Origin of the sequence: Streptomyces sp. NPDC051183, from assembly GCF_040682455.1 — a bacterium.
Lineage (GTDB): Bacteria > Actinomycetota > Actinomycetes > Streptomycetales > Streptomycetaceae > Streptomyces.
In genome coordinates, this window is sequence record NZ_JBFBBA010000037.1 from 1 (window position 1) to 17,655 (window position 17,655).

The 17,655-nt window shown below is 72.6% G+C and carries 19 protein-coding genes; 7 read left to right on the forward strand and 12 right to left on the reverse strand.

From position 1 onward, the window contains the following. The 3 genes from AB0M99_RS28115 to AB0M99_RS28125 all read right to left on the reverse strand — a co-directional run. The coding region (locus AB0M99_RS28115; RefSeq protein ID WP_365925188.1) for an IS607 family transposase at window positions 1-460 on the reverse strand (460 nt) is incomplete at its 3' end. Between the two features lie 623 nt (window positions 461-1,083). After that, on the reverse strand, window positions 1,084-1,425 hold the full coding sequence (locus tag AB0M99_RS28120) for a hypothetical protein (protein WP_365925190.1): 342 nt from the start codon (window positions 1,423-1,425) through the stop codon (window positions 1,084-1,086). 40 nt (window positions 1,426-1,465) lie between these two features. Further along, window positions 1,466-2,152: a zinc ribbon domain-containing protein gene (locus tag AB0M99_RS28125; RefSeq protein ID WP_365925339.1), complete on the reverse strand. Its 687-nt coding sequence runs from the start codon at window positions 2,150-2,152 to the stop codon at window positions 1,466-1,468. A 199-nt stretch (window positions 2,153-2,351) separates the two neighbouring features. Here AB0M99_RS28125 and AB0M99_RS28130 point away from each other — a divergent pair, with 199 nt between their 5' ends. Then, complete coding sequence (locus AB0M99_RS28130) at window positions 2,352-2,504, forward strand: hypothetical protein (protein WP_365925192.1); 153 nt, start codon at window positions 2,352-2,354, stop codon at window positions 2,502-2,504. A gap of 10 nt (window positions 2,505-2,514) precedes the next feature. Here the strand turns inward: AB0M99_RS28130 and AB0M99_RS28135 are convergent, their stop codons facing one another. Further along, the gene (locus AB0M99_RS28135) at window positions 2,515-3,507 is read right to left on the reverse strand and encodes a zinc-binding dehydrogenase (RefSeq protein ID WP_365925341.1); all 993 of its coding nucleotides are present in this window, start codon (window positions 3,505-3,507) and stop codon (window positions 2,515-2,517) included. 113 nt (window positions 3,508-3,620) lie between these two features. On the opposite strand from AB0M99_RS28135, the gene AB0M99_RS28140 reads away from it, so the two are divergent. Continuing rightward, entirely contained in the window at window positions 3,621-4,304 is a 684-nt protein-coding gene (locus tag AB0M99_RS28140; RefSeq protein WP_365925194.1) for a pentapeptide repeat-containing protein, read from the forward strand. A 105-nt stretch (window positions 4,305-4,409) separates the two neighbouring features. Here AB0M99_RS28140 and AB0M99_RS28145 read toward each other — a convergent pair whose 3' ends face one another. The 4 genes from AB0M99_RS28145 to AB0M99_RS28160 all read right to left on the reverse strand — a co-directional run bounded on the left by AB0M99_RS28145 (window position 4,410) and on the right by AB0M99_RS28160 (window position 8,674). Continuing rightward, window positions 4,410-4,913 carry a hypothetical protein gene (locus tag AB0M99_RS28145; RefSeq protein WP_365925196.1) on the reverse strand — a complete coding sequence of 168 codons (504 nt, stop codon included), beginning with the start codon at window positions 4,911-4,913 and terminating at the stop codon, window positions 4,410-4,412. 70 nt (window positions 4,914-4,983) lie between these two features. Then, a complete protein-coding gene (locus AB0M99_RS28150) occupies window positions 4,984-6,435 on the reverse strand; it encodes a M4 family metallopeptidase (RefSeq protein ID WP_365925198.1) in 1,452 nt (483 codons plus the stop codon). Window positions 6,436-6,920: 485 nt separating this feature from the next. Continuing rightward, a complete protein-coding gene (locus AB0M99_RS28155; protein ID WP_365925200.1) occupies window positions 6,921-7,544 on the reverse strand; it encodes a response regulator transcription factor in 624 nt (207 codons plus the stop codon). After that, window positions 7,541-8,674, reverse strand: a complete 1,134-nt coding sequence (locus AB0M99_RS28160; RefSeq protein ID WP_365925344.1) for a sensor histidine kinase — start codon at window positions 8,672-8,674, stop codon at window positions 7,541-7,543. The genes AB0M99_RS28155 and AB0M99_RS28160 overlap by 4 nt, the downstream gene beginning before the upstream one ends. A gap of 309 nt (window positions 8,675-8,983) precedes the next feature. Between AB0M99_RS28160 and AB0M99_RS28165 the strand changes: the two genes are divergently transcribed. Together AB0M99_RS28165 and AB0M99_RS28170 are read left to right on the forward strand one after the other, a co-directional pair. Continuing rightward, entirely contained in the window at window positions 8,984-9,547 is a 564-nt protein-coding gene (locus AB0M99_RS28165) for a heme-binding protein (protein WP_365925202.1), read from the forward strand. A 67-nt stretch (window positions 9,548-9,614) separates the two neighbouring features. After that, window positions 9,615-11,060: a M1 family metallopeptidase gene (locus AB0M99_RS28170; protein ID WP_365925204.1), complete on the forward strand. Its 1,446-nt coding sequence runs from the start codon at window positions 9,615-9,617 to the stop codon at window positions 11,058-11,060. 17 nt (window positions 11,061-11,077) lie between these two features. On the opposite strand, the gene AB0M99_RS28175 is transcribed toward AB0M99_RS28170, so the two are convergent. Both AB0M99_RS28175 and AB0M99_RS28180 read right to left on the reverse strand, forming a co-directional pair. After that, window positions 11,078-11,605: a GNAT family N-acetyltransferase gene (locus AB0M99_RS28175; protein WP_365925206.1), complete on the reverse strand. Its 528-nt coding sequence runs from the start codon at window positions 11,603-11,605 to the stop codon at window positions 11,078-11,080. Window positions 11,606-11,718: 113 nt separating this feature from the next. Further along, on the reverse strand, window positions 11,719-12,294 hold the full coding sequence (locus AB0M99_RS28180; RefSeq protein ID WP_365925208.1) for a TerD family protein: 576 nt from the start codon (window positions 12,292-12,294) through the stop codon (window positions 11,719-11,721). A gap of 146 nt (window positions 12,295-12,440) precedes the next feature. On the opposite strand from AB0M99_RS28180, the gene arfB reads away from it, so the two are divergent. Continuing rightward, window positions 12,441-12,866, forward strand: coding sequence for an alternative ribosome rescue aminoacyl-tRNA hydrolase ArfB (gene arfB, locus AB0M99_RS28185; protein ID WP_365925210.1), 426 nt, complete (start codon window positions 12,441-12,443; stop codon window positions 12,864-12,866). A 17-nt stretch (window positions 12,867-12,883) separates the two neighbouring features. On the opposite strand, the gene AB0M99_RS28190 is transcribed toward arfB, so the two are convergent. Beyond that, window positions 12,884-13,369: a flavin reductase family protein gene (locus AB0M99_RS28190; protein ID WP_365925347.1), complete on the reverse strand. Its 486-nt coding sequence runs from the start codon at window positions 13,367-13,369 to the stop codon at window positions 12,884-12,886. 352 nt (window positions 13,370-13,721) lie between these two features. Between AB0M99_RS28190 and cdgB the strand changes: the two genes are divergently transcribed. Together cdgB and AB0M99_RS28200 are read left to right on the forward strand one after the other, a co-directional pair. Then, complete coding sequence (gene cdgB / locus AB0M99_RS28195; protein WP_365925212.1) at window positions 13,722-15,497, forward strand: diguanylate cyclase CdgB; 1,776 nt, start codon at window positions 13,722-13,724, stop codon at window positions 15,495-15,497. Window positions 15,498-15,565: 68 nt separating this feature from the next. Beyond that, the gene (locus AB0M99_RS28200; protein ID WP_365925214.1) at window positions 15,566-16,606 is read left to right on the forward strand and encodes a CBM35 domain-containing protein; all 1,041 of its coding nucleotides are present in this window, start codon (window positions 15,566-15,568) and stop codon (window positions 16,604-16,606) included. A 6-nt stretch (window positions 16,607-16,612) separates the two neighbouring features. Here AB0M99_RS28200 and AB0M99_RS28205 read toward each other — a convergent pair whose 3' ends face one another. Next, window positions 16,613-17,533, reverse strand: a complete 921-nt coding sequence (locus AB0M99_RS28205) for a 1-phosphofructokinase family hexose kinase (protein WP_365925216.1) — start codon at window positions 17,531-17,533, stop codon at window positions 16,613-16,615. Window positions 17,534-17,655: the final 122 nt, after the last annotated feature.

Sequence of the window (17,655 nt, forward strand, 5' to 3'; positions counted from 1 at the left end):
CTTCGGCCTCGCCGTCATCGAGCACGACCAGGCGCCGGCCCGTGGCGGACAGGGCGGCCTCGACGAGCTCGACGTTCATCCGGCCCAGCCGGTCCCTGTGCTCGACCACAACGGTCGTCACCCTCGGATCGGCCAGCAACCGGCGGGCCTTGGTTCGGGATCCGTTCATGCCGGAGCCGGTCTCCGACTCGACGCGGACGACCTGGTGACCGGCCTTGGCCGCCCAGTCAGCCAGCCGGGCGACCTGGCGCTCAAGGTCGGCCCTCTGGTCGTGAGAGGAGACCCGGGCGTACAGGCCCACACCACCGACCGCTTCGGGTACGGCGCTCGCCTCCACGCTCACGAGGATCGTGCGCGGACCAACACGCCGAGCAGGAACGGGCAGCGTCCCCTCGCGAAACCACTTGTACGCGGTTTGAGGGTGGATGCCTTGCACTCGCGCCCACTCGGTCAGATTCACCTCGTGAACGTATCACTCAATCGCTCGAACACTCACTCAATCGACCTTGATGACGCCCAGTTGAGAACCCCTCCCCATCCTTGACGTTCCGGAGCTGGGCCACGTCCTGGGGGTCGGTCACCGCGTCGCCCTGGACCAAGACCTCCCCGGTGTCCAGGTCCTCGTACAGGGTCGGGCATCCGTCGTTGCCGGAGTTGGTACCGATGAACCGGAGTCGCCGTGCCATTGCCGTTCCCCTCCCACCAGCGGACAAATCCCGACCAGGATGGGGCGAGTGCGGGCCTCCTGTCCTGCGTGATTCGCGATGATTCTCGGGACGCAACGCAGGGAGACCCCCGGCTTCTCGGGCGTATGCCGACGGGTGGGGACCAGGTTCGCCGCGACGAGCAGCGAGCCGAAAGCGTGTTTCGTGGTGGCCTGGCGCGGTGCTACCGCCCCTTGAAGGGCGAGTATCCGCAGGCCAGAGACTCAGCCGATATGCGTTGCGTCGTCGTGGGGACCTTGGAACCCGTACAGATATCGGGCTGCTATTACCCTTCGAGCCGTCTCGGTCCGCTCAGGGGGGCCTCCCCCAGGCCCGAATCATTCGGAGTCGCACCGACCCGGGCGGCGTGCGGTCAGGCTCAGGTTCCTGAGCGCAAGCCGAGGATGCTGTGCAGTACGACTCCAGGAAGTACATCGGTGCTTGAGGACGTAAGGGTGGTCAGTTCCACCAGCCGAGCGCGCAGCTCGGTGGCGTCTTCACCCAGCACGATCGAGCTGAGCACCAGCTCCAGCATCAGCGCGGCCCGCATGTCTGATGTGCCGCCGTAGCGCTCCGGATCGGATTCGACCACGGCGCCGGCGATCGTCCAGCCTCCGTCTTCGGCGGGAACGAAGGCGGATTCGAAGATTTCGAAGCCGGTCCAACTGCGGTGCAGGTAGACCACGCTGTCTTCCGTGAAGACGTCCCACTTCTCATCCATGTCCGCTGATCGGTAACCGATTTGTATGCGCTTCCACTGGTCATCCGTCCATGTCCGGGTCGGCAGCACAGACATCGGGCGGGGAGCGGAGAGGGGAGCGAGGTCGTGCAACGACGACCTGGTCACACGTGTGTCGGCGGGTATGGCCAGATCGTACGGACTCTCCTGCCGGGGAAGTCAGACGGTTCGAGCGGCGTGCGAATACTAGGTCCGCGTGAGCGAAGCTCATGGAAGCAGGTGAGATTGCATGATGGGGAAAGTGGCCCGAGCCGAGTGGTTGGAGCGGCTGCCGGAGAGCATTCGCAACGAGATCGACGGATACGTACTTCAGGACGCCGTGCTCGCAGCGGTCCGCGTCGTCGAACTCGCCGCGCTCCCAGCGGGCCTCCTCCAACGCCTCCAGACGGGCGCGGAGGGTCTGGACCTTGCTGTCGAAACCTGTGCGTTCGGCGTCGTACTCCGGCGCGTAGGTCGTCAGCCAGCGCTGCGCAACGGCGTGGAGGAGCGGGTCGTCCTCATCCAAGACCGAAAGGCGGGAGAGGACCCGGTCCGCCACCAGCCGTTCCAGGTTCTGGGCGGCCGGGCTGCCCTGCGCGCACGGGTGGCCGTGCGTTGATGCCCCGCACCGGTAGTAGGAGCGCCGCGGGGACTTGCGGCGGTTGCCCGCCATGGCCGTGCCGCAGTCGCCGCACCGGGCGGCCGGGGGAGCCGCACCCAGCGGACACATCCGGTGCGTCGCCGCCTTCGACCACCCCGTGCCGGTCGGACGCCTCCCGCGCTGCGCTACTACCTGCACACCGTCCCTTCGTCCGGCCAGGGCACCCCGTGTCGCGGTGTTACGTCATTCCTTCTCTACGCAACGGCGCGCGACAGGAGCCAGAGGGCATGCGGCCCGAACAGGGGCCGCTTCGAGAGAGGACGACAGGATGAGCCGCAGCACGAAAACCGTCACGCCGCTTCCGGCACTCGAACTCCGCTGTGGTGGGCTCCACCTGACCATTCAGCGTGTGCCCGTGTGGCTGATCACCCTCGTCACCACCGCCGCCGGCACGGGCACCGCGTGGTGGGCTCACCAGTGAGCGGGCTCGTTCAGGGTTCGAGGACGACCTTGCCGGTGGTGGCGCGGGATTCCAGGTCGTGGTGGGCGGTCGCGGCTTCGGCCAGGGGGTAGCGCTGGAGGGCGGGGCGCAGGCGGCCGGCGGCGGCTTCGGCCAGGGCGCGGGTTTCGAGGGTGCGCAGCGGGTCGGGGGCGCCGACGCGCTGGAGCATGGCGGGGCCGAGGACGTCGAGGGTGGTGACGCCGCGGGCGGTGAGGTCGGCGCGGTCGGCTTCGGTGAGCGGGACGGGGCCGCCGGACCAGCCGAAGACGATGTGGTCGGCGCCGGGGGCGAGCAGGTCGAGGGCGGTGCGGGCGGTCGCGCCGCCGACGGAGTCGAAGAGGTGCGTGGCGCCCCGGGGGTGTGCGGCGCGGACGGCTTCGGCCCAGTCGGGGCGGGTGTAGTCGAGGGCGAGGTCGGCGCCGTTGGCGGTGGCGAGGGCGGTCTTGGCCGGGCCTCCGGCGAGGGCGATGACGGTGGCTCCGGCGTTCTTGGCGTACTGGACGACCAGCGTGCCGATGCCCCCGGCGGCTGCGGTGACGAGGGCCACGGAGTCCGGTCCGAGGTCGGTGAACTGGAGGATGCCGAGGGTGGTGCGGCCGGTGCCGATCATGGCGACGGCCTGGGCGGGGTCGAGGCCGGGGGGTACGGGGTGCAGGCGGTCGGCGGCGGCGACGGCGTACTCGGCGTAGCCGCCCGGGGCGAAGCCGAGATGGGTGACGACCGGGCGGCCGAGCCAGGCGGGGTCGGTGCCGGGGCCGAGGGCGTCGACGGTGCCGGCGACTTCGCGGCCGGGGATGGTGGGGAGCGGGGGCAGGGCGGGGGCGGGGCCCTGGATGCCCTGGCGCAGTGCGGTGTCGAGGAGGTGGACGCCGGCGGCGGCGACGGCGATGCGGACCTGGCCCGGGCCGGGGGCGGGGGTGTCGACGGTCTCGTGGACGAGGTTCTCGGCGGGGCCGAAGGCGTGGAGACGGACGGCGCGCATGGTCTTGGTGGTGTCCATGCGGCCAGGCTCCGGCCTGAAGCGTGGTTGAGGTCAAGGGCGGGTGGGGTGCGGGATGCGGGGGCTCTGTCAGTGGGGTGGGACACGATGGGGGAATGGTGCGAAACGGGCGGCAGCAGCAGACGGTGAAGGCGGCTCGGCGGCCGGAGGTGCGGCTGCCGGTGCTGGAGGTGTGGGAGGGCGGCGTGCTGGAGCCCGACGGCGACTACGACGGGCTGGAGTTCGCAGACCTGGACCTGGCGGGACAGGAGGGGATCGGCGCCCGGTTCATGGACTGCGCGGTACGACGCTGCGCGCTGGACGGGGCGGGGCTGGCCAAGGCGCGGTTCATGGACGCGGTACTGGAGGGCGTGCGGGGGGTCGGGACCGACCTGGCGGGGGCTTCGCTGCGGGACGTGGAGCTGGTGGAGGCCCGGCTGGGCGGGGTGCAGTTGCACGGGGCGGCGCTGGAGCGGGTGCTGGTGCGCGGGGGCAAGATCGACTACCTGAACCTGCGCGAGGCGCGGCTCAAGGACGTGGTCTTCGAGGGCTGCGTGCTGGTGGAGCCGGACTTCGGGGGCGCGGTGCTGGAGCGGGTGGAGTTCCGGGGCTGCGTGCTGCGGGATGCGGACTTCTCGGGGGCGCGGATGTCGGAGGTGGACCTGCGCGGCGCGGCGGAGCTGGGCATCGCGCGCGGGGTGGAGGCGCTGTCCGGCGCGGTGATCAGCCCGGGCCAGCTCTTCGACCTCGCCCCGGCCCTGGCGGCGCAGCTGGGGCTCCGGGTCCTGGCACAGCCGTAACCGCCGGCGCCCGGCCCCCCGGCCTGGGCCCCGGCCCTGGCGGCGCAGCTGGGGCTCCGGGTCCTGGCCCAGCCGTAACCGGCGCCCGGCCCCCCCGGCCTGGGCCTAGGCCGGGACCCGGGGGAAGCGGGACTGGAGGGTCCAGATGACGGGGTTGTCGGCGAGGCCGTCGTGCATGTCCACGAGGTCGGCGATGAGGTCGTGCAGGAAGTCGCGGGCTTCGCGGCGCAGCAGGCGGTGGCTGAAGGTCAGCGGGTCCTCCTCCGGCGGCATCCAGTCGGCCTCGATGTCGACCCAGCCGAAGCGGCGCTCGAAGAGCATGCGGTCGGTGGACTCGGTGAAGTCGAGTTCGGCGTACTGGCGGTTGGAGGAGCGGCTGCCGCGGGGGTCCTGGTCGAGTTGCTCGACGATGTCGCACAGCGCCCAGGCGAAGTCCAGTACGGGCACCCATCCCCAGGCTGTGGAGACTTCCCGGTCCTTGTCGGTGTCGGCGAGGTAGACGTCCCCGCAGAACAGGTCGTGGCGCAGCGAGCGGATGTCCGCCGAGCGGTAGTCGGTCTGCGGGGGGTCCGGGAAGCGCCGGGAGAGGGAGTAGCCGATGTCGAGCACGTACCCGATGGTGTCACGGGTACGTGCGGGCCGGGCGCGCCCCCACCCCGGCGGGGTGGGGGCGCCGGGGTCAGCGGACGTTGACGGCGGTCCAGGCGGCGGCGACGCGGCCGGCCTCGGCGGAGGACGGGCCGTAGAGGTCGCCGGCGGCCTGGAGGGTGGCGCGGCGGGCGCCGGAGTAGTTGGTGGTGGAGGTCATGTAGAGGGTCAGTGCCCGGTACCAGATGCGGGTGGCCGCGTCGCGGCCGATGCCGAGCAGCTTGGAGCCGTCGTAGGTGGGGGAGTCGTAGGAGATCTTGTTGATCACCTTGGGGCCGCTGCCCTCGGCGAGGAGGTAGAAGAAGTGCCGGGCGGGGCCGGAGGCGTAGTGGGGGTCGATGCCGCCGATGTCGCGGGACCAGTAGTCGCGGGAGTGGCCGTCGAGGCTGGGCCGGTCCATGGTGCGCAGCGGGCCGCTGGCGAAGGCCTTCTCGCCGATGAGGTAGTCGCCCACGTCTGTGGTGTTCTCGGCGGAGAACTCGGCGGCGGTGCCGAGGATGTCGGAGGTGGCCTCGTTGAGGGCACCGGATTCGCCGCTGAGCATGAGGCCCGCGGTGCTGGCGGTCACGCCGTGGGTGAGCTCGTGGCCGACGATGTCGAGGGTGGCGAGGGTCTTGCCGGTGGCGGGATCGTTGCCGTAGTTGGCGCAGCCGCAGTTGCCGTCCCAGAAGGCGTTGGGGTAGTTGCTGCCGTAGTGGACGCGGGAGACGACGCCGACGCCGTCGCCCCGGATGCCGTTGCGGCCGAACATGCCCTTGTAGAAGTCCCAGGTCACGGCGGTGGCGTAGTGCGCGTCGACGCCGGCGGACTGGCGGTTGGTGGGGGTGCCGTTGCCCCAGGTGTCGTCGGGGTCGGTGAAGAGGGTGCCGCCGCCGGGCTGGTTCATGGCGTCGAGGGTGCGCTGGTTTCCGCGGGTGGTGTCGCGGAGCTGGTAGAGGCTGCCGGTGAAGTAGGTGGTGAGCGGGACGGTGCCGGCGTGCTGGCTGTGGCCGATGCCGGAGGCGACCGTGTCGTACGTGGCGAGGGTGTCGCCGGTACGGGCGTCCGTGACGGTGTGGAGCTCGCTGGGGGTGCCGTCGCGGTGGGTGGTACGGGTGGTGGTCTCCCAGGCGAGGGCGGCGGGGGTCGCGGCGGCCGCCCAGATGACCTGGCGGGTGGCTCCGCCGGGTGTGGAAGTGGGGGTGGGGGTGGGTGTGGCTCTGGGGAGGGGGACGGTGATCGGGGTGTCGTTGCCGGTGGTGGTGCGGGTGCCGTCGGGGCGCTGGTGGACGACGATGTCGCCGCCGAGGACGGGCAGGCCGGCGTACGTGCGGTCGTAGCGGGTGTGGGTGGTGCCGTCGGGGTCGGTCGCGGTGGCGCGGACCACGAGGCGGGTCTGCGGTGCGGTGGCCGGGCCGGGGGTGGCTGCGTTGGCCGTGACCGCGGTGGCGGTGAGGGCGGCGGCGGTGCCGAGGAGTACGGCGAGGCGGGTGGGGTGGGTCACGCGGGCTCCTTCGCGGTGGCCGGGGTGGCGGCGCGAGTGAGCGTGGCACCGGGGGGTGGTGGTTTGGCAGGTCTACGACAGGAACCTCGGCGGGGTTGTCCGAAGAACGGCTACGGCTGTCCGGATCCCGCCGGATCCCGCCGGATCCCGCCGGGGCGGGCCGGGGCGGGCCGGTGCGGTGCCTGTGCCCGTGCCCGTGCCGGTGCGGTGCCGGTGTCCGTGCGGTGCCGCTGCGCGGAGCAGCTCCCCGCCCCACCCTTCCGCCGTTCCCCGGGGCTCCGCCCCGGACCCCGCGCCTCAAACGCCGGCGGGGCTGGGTGAACCGGGCTCGGGCGGACCCCGGGGCTCCGCCCCGGATCCCGAGCCTCAAGCGTCGGCGGGGCTGGGTGAACCGGGCTCGGGCGGACCCCGGGGCTCCGCCCCGGACCCCGCGCCTCAAGCGTCGGCGGGGCTGGGTTGGGCCCTTCGGTGGTGGCGGGGGTTGGTCAGGACGGGAGGAGGCGCTGTTCCTTGGCTACTGCTACCGCGCCCGCGCGGGTGTCGACGCCGAGCTTGTCGTAGATCCGGCCCAGGTGGGTCTTGACCGTGGCTTCGCTGATGAACAGTGCGCGGGCGATGTCGCGGTTGCCGAGGCCGCGGGCCAGTTGGCCCAGGATGTCGAGTTCACGGTCCGTCAAGGTCGGGCGGGTGCCGCGCATGTGGGCCATCACGCGGCTGGCCACCGGCGCGGAGAGCGTGGTGCGGCCCGCCGCCGCCGAGTGGATCGCGGCGAAGAGCTCCTCGGGGCGTTCCGCCTTGAGGAGGTAGCCCGTGGCGCCCGCGCCGATGGCCCGGGTGATGTCCGCGTCCGTGTCGTAGGTGGTCAGGACCAGCACGTGCGGGGGGTCGGGCAGCGCCGTGATGCGGCGCGTGGCCTCCACGCCGTCAATTCCCTCGCCCAGCTGGAGGTCCATCAGGACCACGTCGGGGCGGAGTTTGGAGGCCAGGGCGACCGCCTCCTCGCCGCTGCCGGCCTCGCCGAGGACCTCGATGTCCGGTTCGCTGCCGAGCAGGGCCAGGAGTCCGGCGCGGACCACCACGTGGTCGTCGCAGAGGAGGATCGTCGTCATCCGGTGGGCTCCAGGGGGTCCAGGGGGTCCAGGGGGATCGCGGCCGAGAGTACGGTGCCTTCTCCCGCGGTGGATTCGATGGTCAGGGTGCCGCCCAGCTGGCGCACGCGGGCGCGCATCGCCGGGAGGCCGTGGCCTCGCTCCCCGGTGGCGGCCCGGGGTTCGCTGAAGCCGCGGCCGTCGTCCGCGATGTCCAGCACCACCTGGTCGCCCAGGTAGCTGAGGGTGAGCGCCGCCGTCCGGGCGCCGGAGTGCTCGCGGACGTTGGCCAGCGCGCCCTGGGCGATGCGCAGCAGCGCGGATTCCGCGCGGTCCGGGAGCGGGACCGGGGCGCCCTCCAGGTGGAAGCGGACCTCGATTCCCGGGCCCGCGTCGAGCGCGCGCAGGGCGTCCGCGAGGGGGGCGCCGCCCGCGAGTTCGCGCGGTGCCAGGTCGTGGACCAGCCGTCGGGCCTCCGCCAGGCCGCGGGCCGCGATGTCGGTGGCGGTGCGGACGTGCGAGCGGGCCGTGCCCGGGTCGGTGTCCCAGGTGCGGTCGGCGGCCTGGAGCAGCATCTGCTGGCTGGACAGGTGCTGGGCGAGGGTGTCGTGGATCTCCATGGACAGCCGCTGCCGCTCGGCGAGGGTGCCCTCGCGGCGTTCGGTGGCGGCCAGCTCCCGGCGGGTGCGGATCAGGTCGTCGATCAGGGCCCGCTGGGCCTGGGCCTGGCGCTCCATGTGGACGAAGACGGCCGTGGCGAGCGCGGCGACCGCGGGCGGGGCCACGAGGAGGTTCGGGTCGAAGGCCTTCGACAGTTTGAGCTGGGCCGCCACCACGAACACCGTGAGCAGGGCGACCAGGACGATCGCCGCCCGCGGGGGCAGGGTCCGCAGGGCCGTGTAGAAGAGCGGTACGGCGCACCAGGCGAAGCTGGGCGCGAGCACGACCAGCACCACCCAGGTGGCGACCACCAGGCCGAGCCACAGGAGCCGCCGCAGGGTGGGCGCGGCGCCGAGCGCGGGGCCGAGTACGTACAGCAGCGCCAGGGTGACGCTGAGGGCGATGATCCACGGGGTGCGCGGCTCGCCGGGGTGGCGGAGGAGGAAGCGGGCCACGGAGGAACCGAGGAGCAGGAAGAACGCGGTGTGCATGACCGCCGCCAGCACCCGGGTGTCTGGATTTCGCGCGGGGTGGCTCACCGGGGGCTCCTGGGGTGGGGGCGTGCGTCCATTGTCGCCTGCGGCGCCGTCGCCGGGCTGCCGCCACGGCCGTGACCAGCCAATACCCCCGTGGAGCGGACCCGCATCAACCGATCGGATGACCCCCGGGTCATCCGGTGCGCTGGCCGTCGCGAGCCGGTACGGGGACGGGTGGGAGGGGGATGCGGCCACAGGCTTGGAGCAGAGCAGGACAGCAGACGAGCCGCACAAGACGAGCCGACGTACTCAGGAGCAGCAGACATGAAGACCCGCACCCGCGTTCTCACCGGTACCGCCCTCGCCGTCGCGCTCGGCGCCGGGACCTTCGGCGCCGTCAGCGCCACCGCCGCGCCGGCGACCGCCGAGCAGGCCGTGTCCGCGCAGCAGGCCGCCCCGGCGAAGAAGGACAACGACAAGAACTTCACCACCACGACGCACCTGACCATCGACGCCGCCACCCGCGCCGCGCAGGCCGCGCTGCAGGCCGCCGAGAAGGAGAACCAGAAGGTGACGGTCGCGGTCGTGGACCGCAACGGCAACACCATCGTCACGCTGCGCGGCGACGGCGCGGGCCCGCAGTCCTACGAGTCGGCGGAGCGCAAGGCCTTCACGGCCGTGTCGTGGAACGCCCCGACCTCGGTGCTCGCGGGCCGCCTCGCCCAGGCCCCGAACCTGAAGGACATCCCCGGCACCCTCTTCCTGGGCGGCGGCACCCCGGTGCAGCTCAAGGGCGCGCCGGTCGCGGGCATCGGCGTGGCCGGCGCCCCGAGCGGCGACCTGGACGAGAAGTACGCCAAGGCCGGTGTCGAGGCCCTCGACAAGTAGTCCCGGCGGGGGGCCTCCGGCGGCCGGTCCCGCCGGCCCCGGAGGCTGCCCGCTTAGGATCGGGAGCGTGGAACGCCGCGCTTTCTCCCGTCCCTCCCGTACCTCTCGTCTCTCCCGCCTCGCGGGCCCCGCCCTTGCCGCCCTGCTCGCCCTCACCACGGCGTGTACGGGCAGCACCGTGCAGGGGCGGCCGGGCGCGTCGGGGCTGCGCGACCCGTACTTCCCCAAGGCCGGCAACGGCGGCTACCAGGTCGAGCACTACGCGCTGGACCTCGACTACGACCCCGACGACGGGCAGTTGGACGCCACGGCCGTCATCACCGCCCGCGCCGAGCAGGGTCTCAGCTCCTTCAACCTGGACCTGAGCGGCCTGAAGGTCGAGGGCGTACGGGTCCAGGGCGCCGGGGCCCGGTTCAACCGGACCGGGAACGAGCTGACCGTGCGCCCGGCCGAGGACCTGAAGAAGGGCGAGGTGTTCCGTACGGAGATCGACTACGGCGGCAAGCCGAAGACGATCACCGACGCGGACGCCTCCGAGGAGGGCTGGATCACCTCGGAGGACGGCGCGTTCGCGGTCGCGGTGGGCGAGCCGGTCGGGTCGATGAGCTGGTTCCCCGGCAACCACCACCCGAGCGACAAGGCCGCGTACGACATCACGCTCACCGTCCCCAAGGGCTACGAGGCGATCTCCAACGGCGAGTTGCGCTCCCGCTCCGACACCGACGACGGGCGTACGGAGTTCTCGTGGCACAGCCCCGAGCCGATGGCGAGCTACCTGGCCACCGCCGCCGTCGGGAAGTTCAAGGTGACGACCGGCCGGACGGCATCGGGCGTGCCCGTCTACAACGCGGTGGCGCCCGAGGAGTCGGCGCCCGCGGCGCCGGTGCTCGCGCGGCTGCCGGAGGTGGTGGAGTGGGGCGGCGGCCGCTTCGGCCCGTACCCCTTCTCGACCGTCGGCGCGATCGTGCTGCCCGGGGAGACCCTCGGCTACGCACTGGAGACGCAGACCAAACCCGTCTACCCGGGTGCGCCCGACGAGGAGACCCTCGTACACGAGATCGCGCACCAGTGGTTCGGGAACTCGGTGTCGCCCGCGTCCTGGAAGGACATGTGGCTCAACGAGGGCTTCGCGACCTACGCCGAGTGGCTGTGGGCCGAGGACCACGGCGGCATCACCGCGCAGCGCCGCGCCGAGGCCTTCCTCGCCGGTGACACCTCGGTCGACGGCCACGCCCGCGCCGGCTGGGACGCCTTCCCGCCCGCCGCGCCGCCGGGTCCGGACCACATCTCCGATCCGCCGGTGTACTACCGCGGTGCGATGGTCCTGCAGCGGATCCGCCAGGAGGTGGGCGACGAGAAGTTCTTCGCCCTGGTGCGCGGCTGGGTCGCGGACCACCGGCACGGGAACGTGGACACGGCCGACTTCACGGAGTACGCGCAGGAGAAGACGGGCCGGGACCTGAGCCGGATCTGGGACGTGTGGCTGTACGGCGAGGACCGCCCGAAGGCCTAGAACCCAGAACACGAGGTCTACTCCGGCCGCTGGAGGTCCTTGCGCAGCACCGTGCAGGCGCGGCCCAGTTCGCGGTCGGCGGCCCGGCGCAGGGTGACGTAGCCCTGGGCCTGCCAGAACGCGAGGCCCCTGGGGTTGTTGTCCAGTACGGCGAGCCGTACCCCGGTGCGGCCCGCGGCGCGGAAGCGGCCCTCGACCAGGCCGGCCACGGCGCGGCCGTAGCCCTCGCGGTGCGCGGTGGCGTCGATGAGCAGCAGGCCGATCCACGGGTCGGGGTCCTCGGCCTGCGCGTCGGGGTGGTGCGCGAGGGTGGCGGCGAGGCCGACGAGGCGGCCGGCCGAGCGGGCGAGGAGCACCTCGGCGCCGTCCTGGGCGATTTCGTCGGCGAGGGCGGCCGCGACCTGTTCGACCGTGATGCGGTTCGGGTCGGGGAAGTCGCCGCTCAGCTCGAAGAAGGCGTGGTTGGTCGAGTAGAGCGCGGCGATTTCCGTGAGGACCGGGCCCGGTAGGGCGCCGTCCACGGGGGTGAGCTGTTGGAGGATCACCTACCGAACGGTAGCGAAGCCCCCTCCCCGGACGGCCGGGAGGGGGCTTCAGCTGCGGTGTCGTCGGCCGGTCGTGCTCGGACGCCGACTGGGGCGCCGACTCCGGCGCCGGATCAGACGTTGACGCCGAAGTCCTGCGCGATGCCCGTCAGGCCCGAGGCGTAGCCCTGGCCGACGGCGCGGAACTTCCACTCGGCGCCGTTGCGGTACAGCTCGCCGAAGACCATGGCGGTCTCGGTCGCCGCGTCCTCGGAGAGGTCGTAGCGGGCGATCTCGGCGCCGCCGGCCTGGTTCACGACGCGGATGTACGCGTTGCGGACCTGGCCGAAGTTCTGGCTGCGGGTCTCGGCGTCGTAGATGGAGACCGGGAAGACGATCTTGTCGACGTCGGCCGGGAGCCCGGCGAGGTTGACGTTGATGGCCTCGTCGTCGCCGGCGCCCTCGCCCGTGCGGTTGTCGCCGGTGTGGACGATGGTCTGGTCGGGGGTCGCCTTGTTGTTGAAGAAGACGAAGTGGCTGTCGGAGACGACCTTGCCCATGGCATTGACCGCGATGGCGGAAGCGTCGAGGTCGAAGTCGACACCGGTGGTCGTACGGACGTCCCAGCCGAGGCCGACGGTGACGGCCGTGAGGCCCGGGGCCTCCTTGGTGAGCGAGACGTTTCCGCCCTTGGAGAGGCTTACTGCCATGGTGACTGGTGTCCCTTCCTAGTCGCATGACCGCGAGATGTGGCCAAGTTACCGCTGAACCCCATAACGCCGGGAGGGGGCCGTAGGTTCCATCGGCTCCGGAAATGCGCGTGACGGGGCCCCCGCGGGGACGGATCATAGGGGGCATGTCTGGTCCCCATGTCATCCGCGGTTCGGTCGTGCTCCCCGAGGGCGAGCTCGCCTGGCGCTTTTCGCGTTCCTCGGGACCCGGCGGCCAGCACGTCAACACCTCCGACTCCCGCGTGGAGCTGCTCTTCGACCTCGGCGCGACGAAGGCGCTGCCGGAGGTGTGGAAGGAGCGCGCGCTGGAGCGCCTCGCGGCGAAGCTGGTGGACGGGGTGGTGACCGTACGTGCCTCCGAGCACCGTTCGCAGCTGCGCAACCGGGAGATGGCGCTGGTCCGGATGGCTTCGCTGCTGGCGGAGGCGACCGCGCCGCCGCCGAAGGCGCGTCGGGCGACGAAGATCCCCCGGGGGATCAACGAGCGGCGCCTGCGCGAGAAGAAGGCCCGCGCCGAGACCAAGCGGGGCCGCACCGGCCGGGACTGGTAGCCCGGCCCGGCCCGGCCCTACGGGGCGAGGTGCCGGTAGCGCCCCCGGAAGTACGTCAGGGGCGGGGCGTCCGGCGAGGGCAGTGCGGCGCCGAGGACGCGGCCGATGACCAGGGTGTGGTCGCCCGCCTCGACGCGGTTCTCCGTACGGCATTCCAGGGTGGCCAGCGCGCCGGTCAGCAGCGGGGCGCCGGAGATCGCGCCCCGTTCGCAGGGGAGGTCGGCGAAGAGCAGGCGGTCGCTGATGCGGCCCTTCATCGCGAAGCGGCCGGCGATCTGGAGCTGGTGGTCGGCGAGGACCGACACGGCCCACAGCGGCTGCTCGGCGAGCAGGTCGTCCATCCGGGAGCCCTCGCGCAGGCTGACCAGGACCAGCGGCGGCTCCAGGGACACCGACAGGAACGCGGTCGCCGTCATTCCGACGTCCTCGCCCCGCGGCCCGTCGGCCGTCAGCGGGGACTCGTGCGCGGTGATCAGGCACACGCCCGCCGCCAGCCGGGACATGGCGGCCCGGAACTCGTCGTTGCTCACCCCCTCAGGATGCGGGGTCGGGGCGGGAAGCGTCGTTGCGGGGCTCGTCTTGGGCACGGGGAAACGCTAATCTCGGCCTCCCTCGCCGCACATCGGGCCCTGGCCCGAGCCGTGTCCCCACCCCCCGACCTAGGCCGAGGCGTATCGTTTGCTCCCGGGAACGCCGGAGGGTTAGTCATCTCATGTGACTTAAGTCACAGAGAGCAAGATTTGTTGACCCTGTGTACCTGCCGCACAGCTCACTGTGATTCAGTGGACGGGACACCGCAACGAAACGCCGATGACAAACCTGGAGTTGCTGTCGAGGTCTCGGGGAGAGCGAGCAATGGAGACCGAGTCGGAGCCGTACGTCCGTCTTGCGACCCTGCGGCAGCTGCACCGGGTGGTGGCCGAGCTCAACACGGCCAGGAGCCTGGCGGACACTCTGCAGACCGTCGTGGACGGCATCGTCGTGGGCCTCGGCTACGAACTCGCCTGTGTCAACCTCGTACGTCCTGACGGTGATCTGGTCGTTGCCGCCTTCGCCGGAGACCCCGCCGCCGAAGCCCTCATCACCGGCCGCGTCGGCTCCCGCAACTCCTGGGAACGCCGTCTGACGATGGGTGAGAACTGGGACGGCCTGCGGTTCATCCCGCACACCGAGGGCTGGATCCTCATGGAGGACGACGTCCCCCAGTGGCACACCGACGGCCCCGAACCGCGCTTCGAGGACGAGTGGCACCCCGAGGACCGGCTCTACGCCCCGATGTACGCGTCCGGCGGGGAACTGCTGGGTGTCATTTCGGTGGACAGACCGCGCAATGGCCGCCGTCCCGGAGCCTGGGGGCGCGAGGCGCTCCAGATGTACGCCTTCCAGGCAGCGATTGCGATCAGCAACGCCAGACTCCGCGCAAACATGCAGCGCGCCCTCGTCCGGCTGGAGCGCGAGCAGCAGGCGCTGCGGGCCAGCGAGGAGTCGTTCCGGCAGGCCTTCGAGTACGCGCCCAGCGGCATGGCCATCGCCGAGATGGGCGGCGACCAGCACGGACGGCTGCTGCGCACCAACGACGCGCTGTGCCGGCTGCTGGGCCGCCCCGCCTCCGTGCTGCGCCGGTACTCCTTCTCCGACCTCGTCCACCCCGAGGACATCGGCACCCTGCTGCGCACCTCCGCCGAGGGCGGCCGCGCCGAGCTGCGCCTGGGGCGGCGCGACGGCACGTATGTATGGGTCTCGCTGCGCAACTCCGTCGTCGCGGACGCCGCCGACGGGCCGCGCTTCCTGCTCACGCACGTCGAGGACATCGAGGAGCGCAAGCGGCACGAGCTGCAGCTCGCGCACCGGGCCAGCCACGACTCGCTGACCGGCCTGCCCAACAGCGCCGAGCTGCGCGCCCGGCTCGGGGCCCGGCTGTGCCGCCGCCCGCAGTCCGTGCGGGCCACGGCCGTGGAGGCGCTGGACGCGGCCTACGAGGGCCGCGAGGGCGCCCACGCGGGCGGCTACGCGCCCGGGCACGCGCCCGGGTACGAGGCGGGGGGTGGTGCCGGCGAGCACGGCTTTCAACCCGACGGCCCCGACCGCTTCGCCGGATCCGACTCCCCGGAGTACCCCGCCGGCCCCGGCGCGCCCGGCGGCCCCGGCCCGCTGGCGGCGGGCCCCGGCGGGGCGGGGGCGTACGACCACCACGTGCACACGGTGGCCCCCGCGACGGACATCGACGACGGCACGAAGGGGCTCGCGGTGCTCTTCTGCGACCTCGACGGCTTCAAGTCGATCAACGACCGGTTCGGGCACCACACGGGTGACGCGGTCCTGATCGAGGTGGCCCGGCGGCTGACGACCGGCGTCAGGGACGGTGACACCGTCGCCCGGCTGGGTGGTGACGAGTTCGTCGTGCTCGCCGACGGGCTCGGCGCCGCGGACGCCGCCGATCTCGCCGTCCGGCTGCGCAACGCGATCATCCCGCCCATCCGGGTGGACGGCCGCGCGGTCCGCGTGGGGGCCAGTTTCGGCATCGGCTGGGCCAGCTGCGGCATGTCGGCGGACGAGGTGCTGCGCTCGGCCGACCAGCGGATGTATATCGAGAAAAGGTCCCGTTCCAAGGCGCACCGCCGGGCCGGCTGAGGCGATCGGCCGCCCGTGGGCGCACGTGTTCGGGGTAGGCTCCCGTGGGTCGAAAGGAGTGACCTGCGATGACGACGCCCGCGAACAACAACCCGGACGGTGGGGCGAACAAGCCCGAGGCCGACGATCCGTTCGGCTACCTCTACGCGGACGGCCAGGCCGCCGGTGCCACCCCGCCCGCCCAGGGCGGTGGATACGGCTACCCCGGTTCCACGGTCGGAGGTCACCCCGGCGCGCAGCCCGGCGTCCCCCGCACCTCGCACCACCAGGTGCGCACGGTCGGCGAGCGGACCTACGGCGGCCAGCGCGGCCCCGTTCCCCAGCAGCAGGGCGGCGGCGCGCAGCAGCCCGCCCCCTACCAGGCGCAGTACCAGGCCCCGGAGGCGCTCCAGGCGGGCGGCTACGGCGTCCCGCCGCAGCAGCAGCCCCCGCAGCCTCCGCAGCACTACACCCAGCAGATGGCCGCCCCGGGCGGCCACGGCGGCGGCGGTTCCAGCCGCAGGGGTCTGCTCATCGCGGCGGTCGCGGTGGTCGGCGCGGTCGTGATCGGCATCGGCGCGGCCCTGGCCTTCGGCGACAAGGACAAGGACAAGGGCGACAGCAACGCGAACGGGCAGAACCAGTCCGCCCCGCCGCAGAACTCCGCCAGCCCGCAGCCGAGCGGTTCCCCGTCGGCCTCGGAGGCGCCGCTGCCGAAGGCCGACGCCTCGGGCGCCGGCATGGCCCTGTCGGGCGGCGCGATCCTGATGAACGTGGTGCCGGGGGCGAAGAGCGCGGGCGGCCAGTACGTCGGCAACTTCAACCAGCCCGGCGCGGCCGTCACCTGGACCGTGGACGTCGCCAAGGCGGGCTCGTACAAGCTGAAGATGATCTACGGGGTGCCGGGCAAGGACGCCAGCACCACGCTGACCGTCAACGGCGAGGTGCAGTCCCGCCCGATCAACATGAAGAACTTCAGCAACGCCAAGCCCGGCGAGTGGGACAAGGGCTGGACCAACACCTACTCGATCGTGACCCTGAAGAAGGGCACGAACAACGTCAAGGTGTCCTGCGAGGCGGGCAACCAGTGCGAGGTCGCCCTCGACCAGCTGTGGCTGGAGCAGGGCTGACCCGGCTCAGTCCACCGGCGTGACCTTCACCGACCCCCGCACCTCCTCATAGGTGCGGGGGTCGAATTCTCCCGCCGCCGGGGCGTGGACCGTGGCCGCCGAGAGGGCGACCGCGCGGACCAGCCGGGCCGGCCAGTCCAGGCCCTCGGCGAGGGCCGAGAGCAGGCCCGCGACCGCGGAGTCGCCGGCCCCGGTGGGGTTGCCGGACAGCGCGCGCGGCGGGGCGGCCTGCCACGTGCCCTGAGCGGTGGCGGCGAGCAGCCCGTCCGGGCCGAGCGAGGTGACCACCGCGTGGGCGCCCCGGCGCCGGGCGTCGCGCGTGGCGGGCAGCGGGTCCCGGGAGCCGGTCAGCTCGGCCAGCTCGGCGGAGTTCGGCTTGATCATCTCCGGGCGGGCGGCGACCCCGCGGCGCAGGGCCTCGCCGCTGGTGTCGAGCAGGACGGGTGCGCCGGCCGCGCGGGCCGCCCGTACGAGGACGGCGTACGCGCCGACCGGCACGCCCGGGGGCAGGCTGCCGCACAGGGCCACCGCGCGGGCGTCCGCGACCAGCTCCTCGTACCGGGCGAGGAACGCGGACCACTCGGCGGAGGCGATCAGCGGGCCCGGCTCGTTGAACTGCGTGGTGTCGCCCGAGCCCTCGTCGACCACGGCCAGGGTGCGCCGGGTGGTGCCCGCGCAGGGGACCAGGGCGTCCGACACCCCGGGGCAGTCGGCGAGCAGTTCGCGTACGACCGCGCCCGTGCGGCCGCCGGCGAAGCCCGTCGCCGTCACCTCGTGGCCGAGTGCCGCCAGCACCCGGGCGACGTTGAGTCCCTTGCCGCCGGGGCGTTCGGTGACGCCGGTGACCCGGTGCGAGGTGTGCGGGTGCAGCCTCGGCACGCGATAGGTGACGTCGAGCGCGGTGTTGAGCGTCACGGTCAGGATCATGGGCCACCCCCGGGTCTGTTGCTGCCGGGATCATGCCAAACAGAAGGCGGTCGGCCCAGTCCTCCGGGCCGACCGCCCTCGTACGTCCAGCCGCTTGGCCGTCGGATCTCCTGCCGGATCCG

What these genes read in the sequence shown, in the direction of transcription:
- cdgB (WP_365925212.1), top strand. Translation starts at nt 13,722, where the DNA reads ATGGAGACCGAGTCGGAGCCGTACGTCCGTCTTGCGACCCTGCGGCAG.
- AB0M99_RS28155 (WP_365925200.1), bottom strand. Translation starts at nt 7,544, where the DNA reads ATGACGACGATCCTCCTCTGCGACGACCACGTGGTGGTCCGCGCCGGA.
- AB0M99_RS28180 (WP_365925208.1), bottom strand. Translation starts at nt 12,294, where the DNA reads ATGGCAGTAAGCCTCTCCAAGGGCGGAAACGTCTCGCTCACCAAGGAG.
- AB0M99_RS28130 (WP_365925192.1), top strand. Translation starts at nt 2,352, where the DNA reads ATGAGCCGCAGCACGAAAACCGTCACGCCGCTTCCGGCACTCGAACTC.
- AB0M99_RS28165 (WP_365925202.1), top strand. Translation starts at nt 8,984, where the DNA reads ATGAAGACCCGCACCCGCGTTCTCACCGGTACCGCCCTCGCCGTCGCG.
- arfB (WP_365925210.1), top strand. Translation starts at nt 12,441, where the DNA reads ATGTCTGGTCCCCATGTCATCCGCGGTTCGGTCGTGCTCCCCGAGGGC.
- AB0M99_RS28160 (WP_365925344.1), bottom strand. Translation starts at nt 8,674, where the DNA reads ATGCACACCGCGTTCTTCCTGCTCCTCGGTTCCTCCGTGGCCCGCTTC.
- AB0M99_RS28125 (WP_365925339.1), bottom strand. Translation starts at nt 2,152, where the DNA reads ATGTGTCCGCTGGGTGCGGCTCCCCCGGCCGCCCGGTGCGGCGACTGC.
- AB0M99_RS28205 (WP_365925216.1), bottom strand. Translation starts at nt 17,533, where the DNA reads ATGATCCTGACCGTGACGCTCAACACCGCGCTCGACGTCACCTATCGC.
- AB0M99_RS28140 (WP_365925194.1), top strand. Translation starts at nt 3,621, where the DNA reads ATGGTGCGAAACGGGCGGCAGCAGCAGACGGTGAAGGCGGCTCGGCGG.
- AB0M99_RS28135 (WP_365925341.1), bottom strand. Translation starts at nt 3,507, where the DNA reads ATGCGCGCCGTCCGTCTCCACGCCTTCGGCCCCGCCGAGAACCTCGTC.
- AB0M99_RS28200 (WP_365925214.1), top strand. Translation starts at nt 15,566, where the DNA reads ATGACGACGCCCGCGAACAACAACCCGGACGGTGGGGCGAACAAGCCC.
- AB0M99_RS28190 (WP_365925347.1), bottom strand. Translation starts at nt 13,369, where the DNA reads ATGTCCCGGCTGGCGGCGGGCGTGTGCCTGATCACCGCGCACGAGTCC.
- AB0M99_RS28120 (WP_365925190.1), bottom strand. Translation starts at nt 1,425, where the DNA reads ATGGATGAGAAGTGGGACGTCTTCACGGAAGACAGCGTGGTCTACCTG.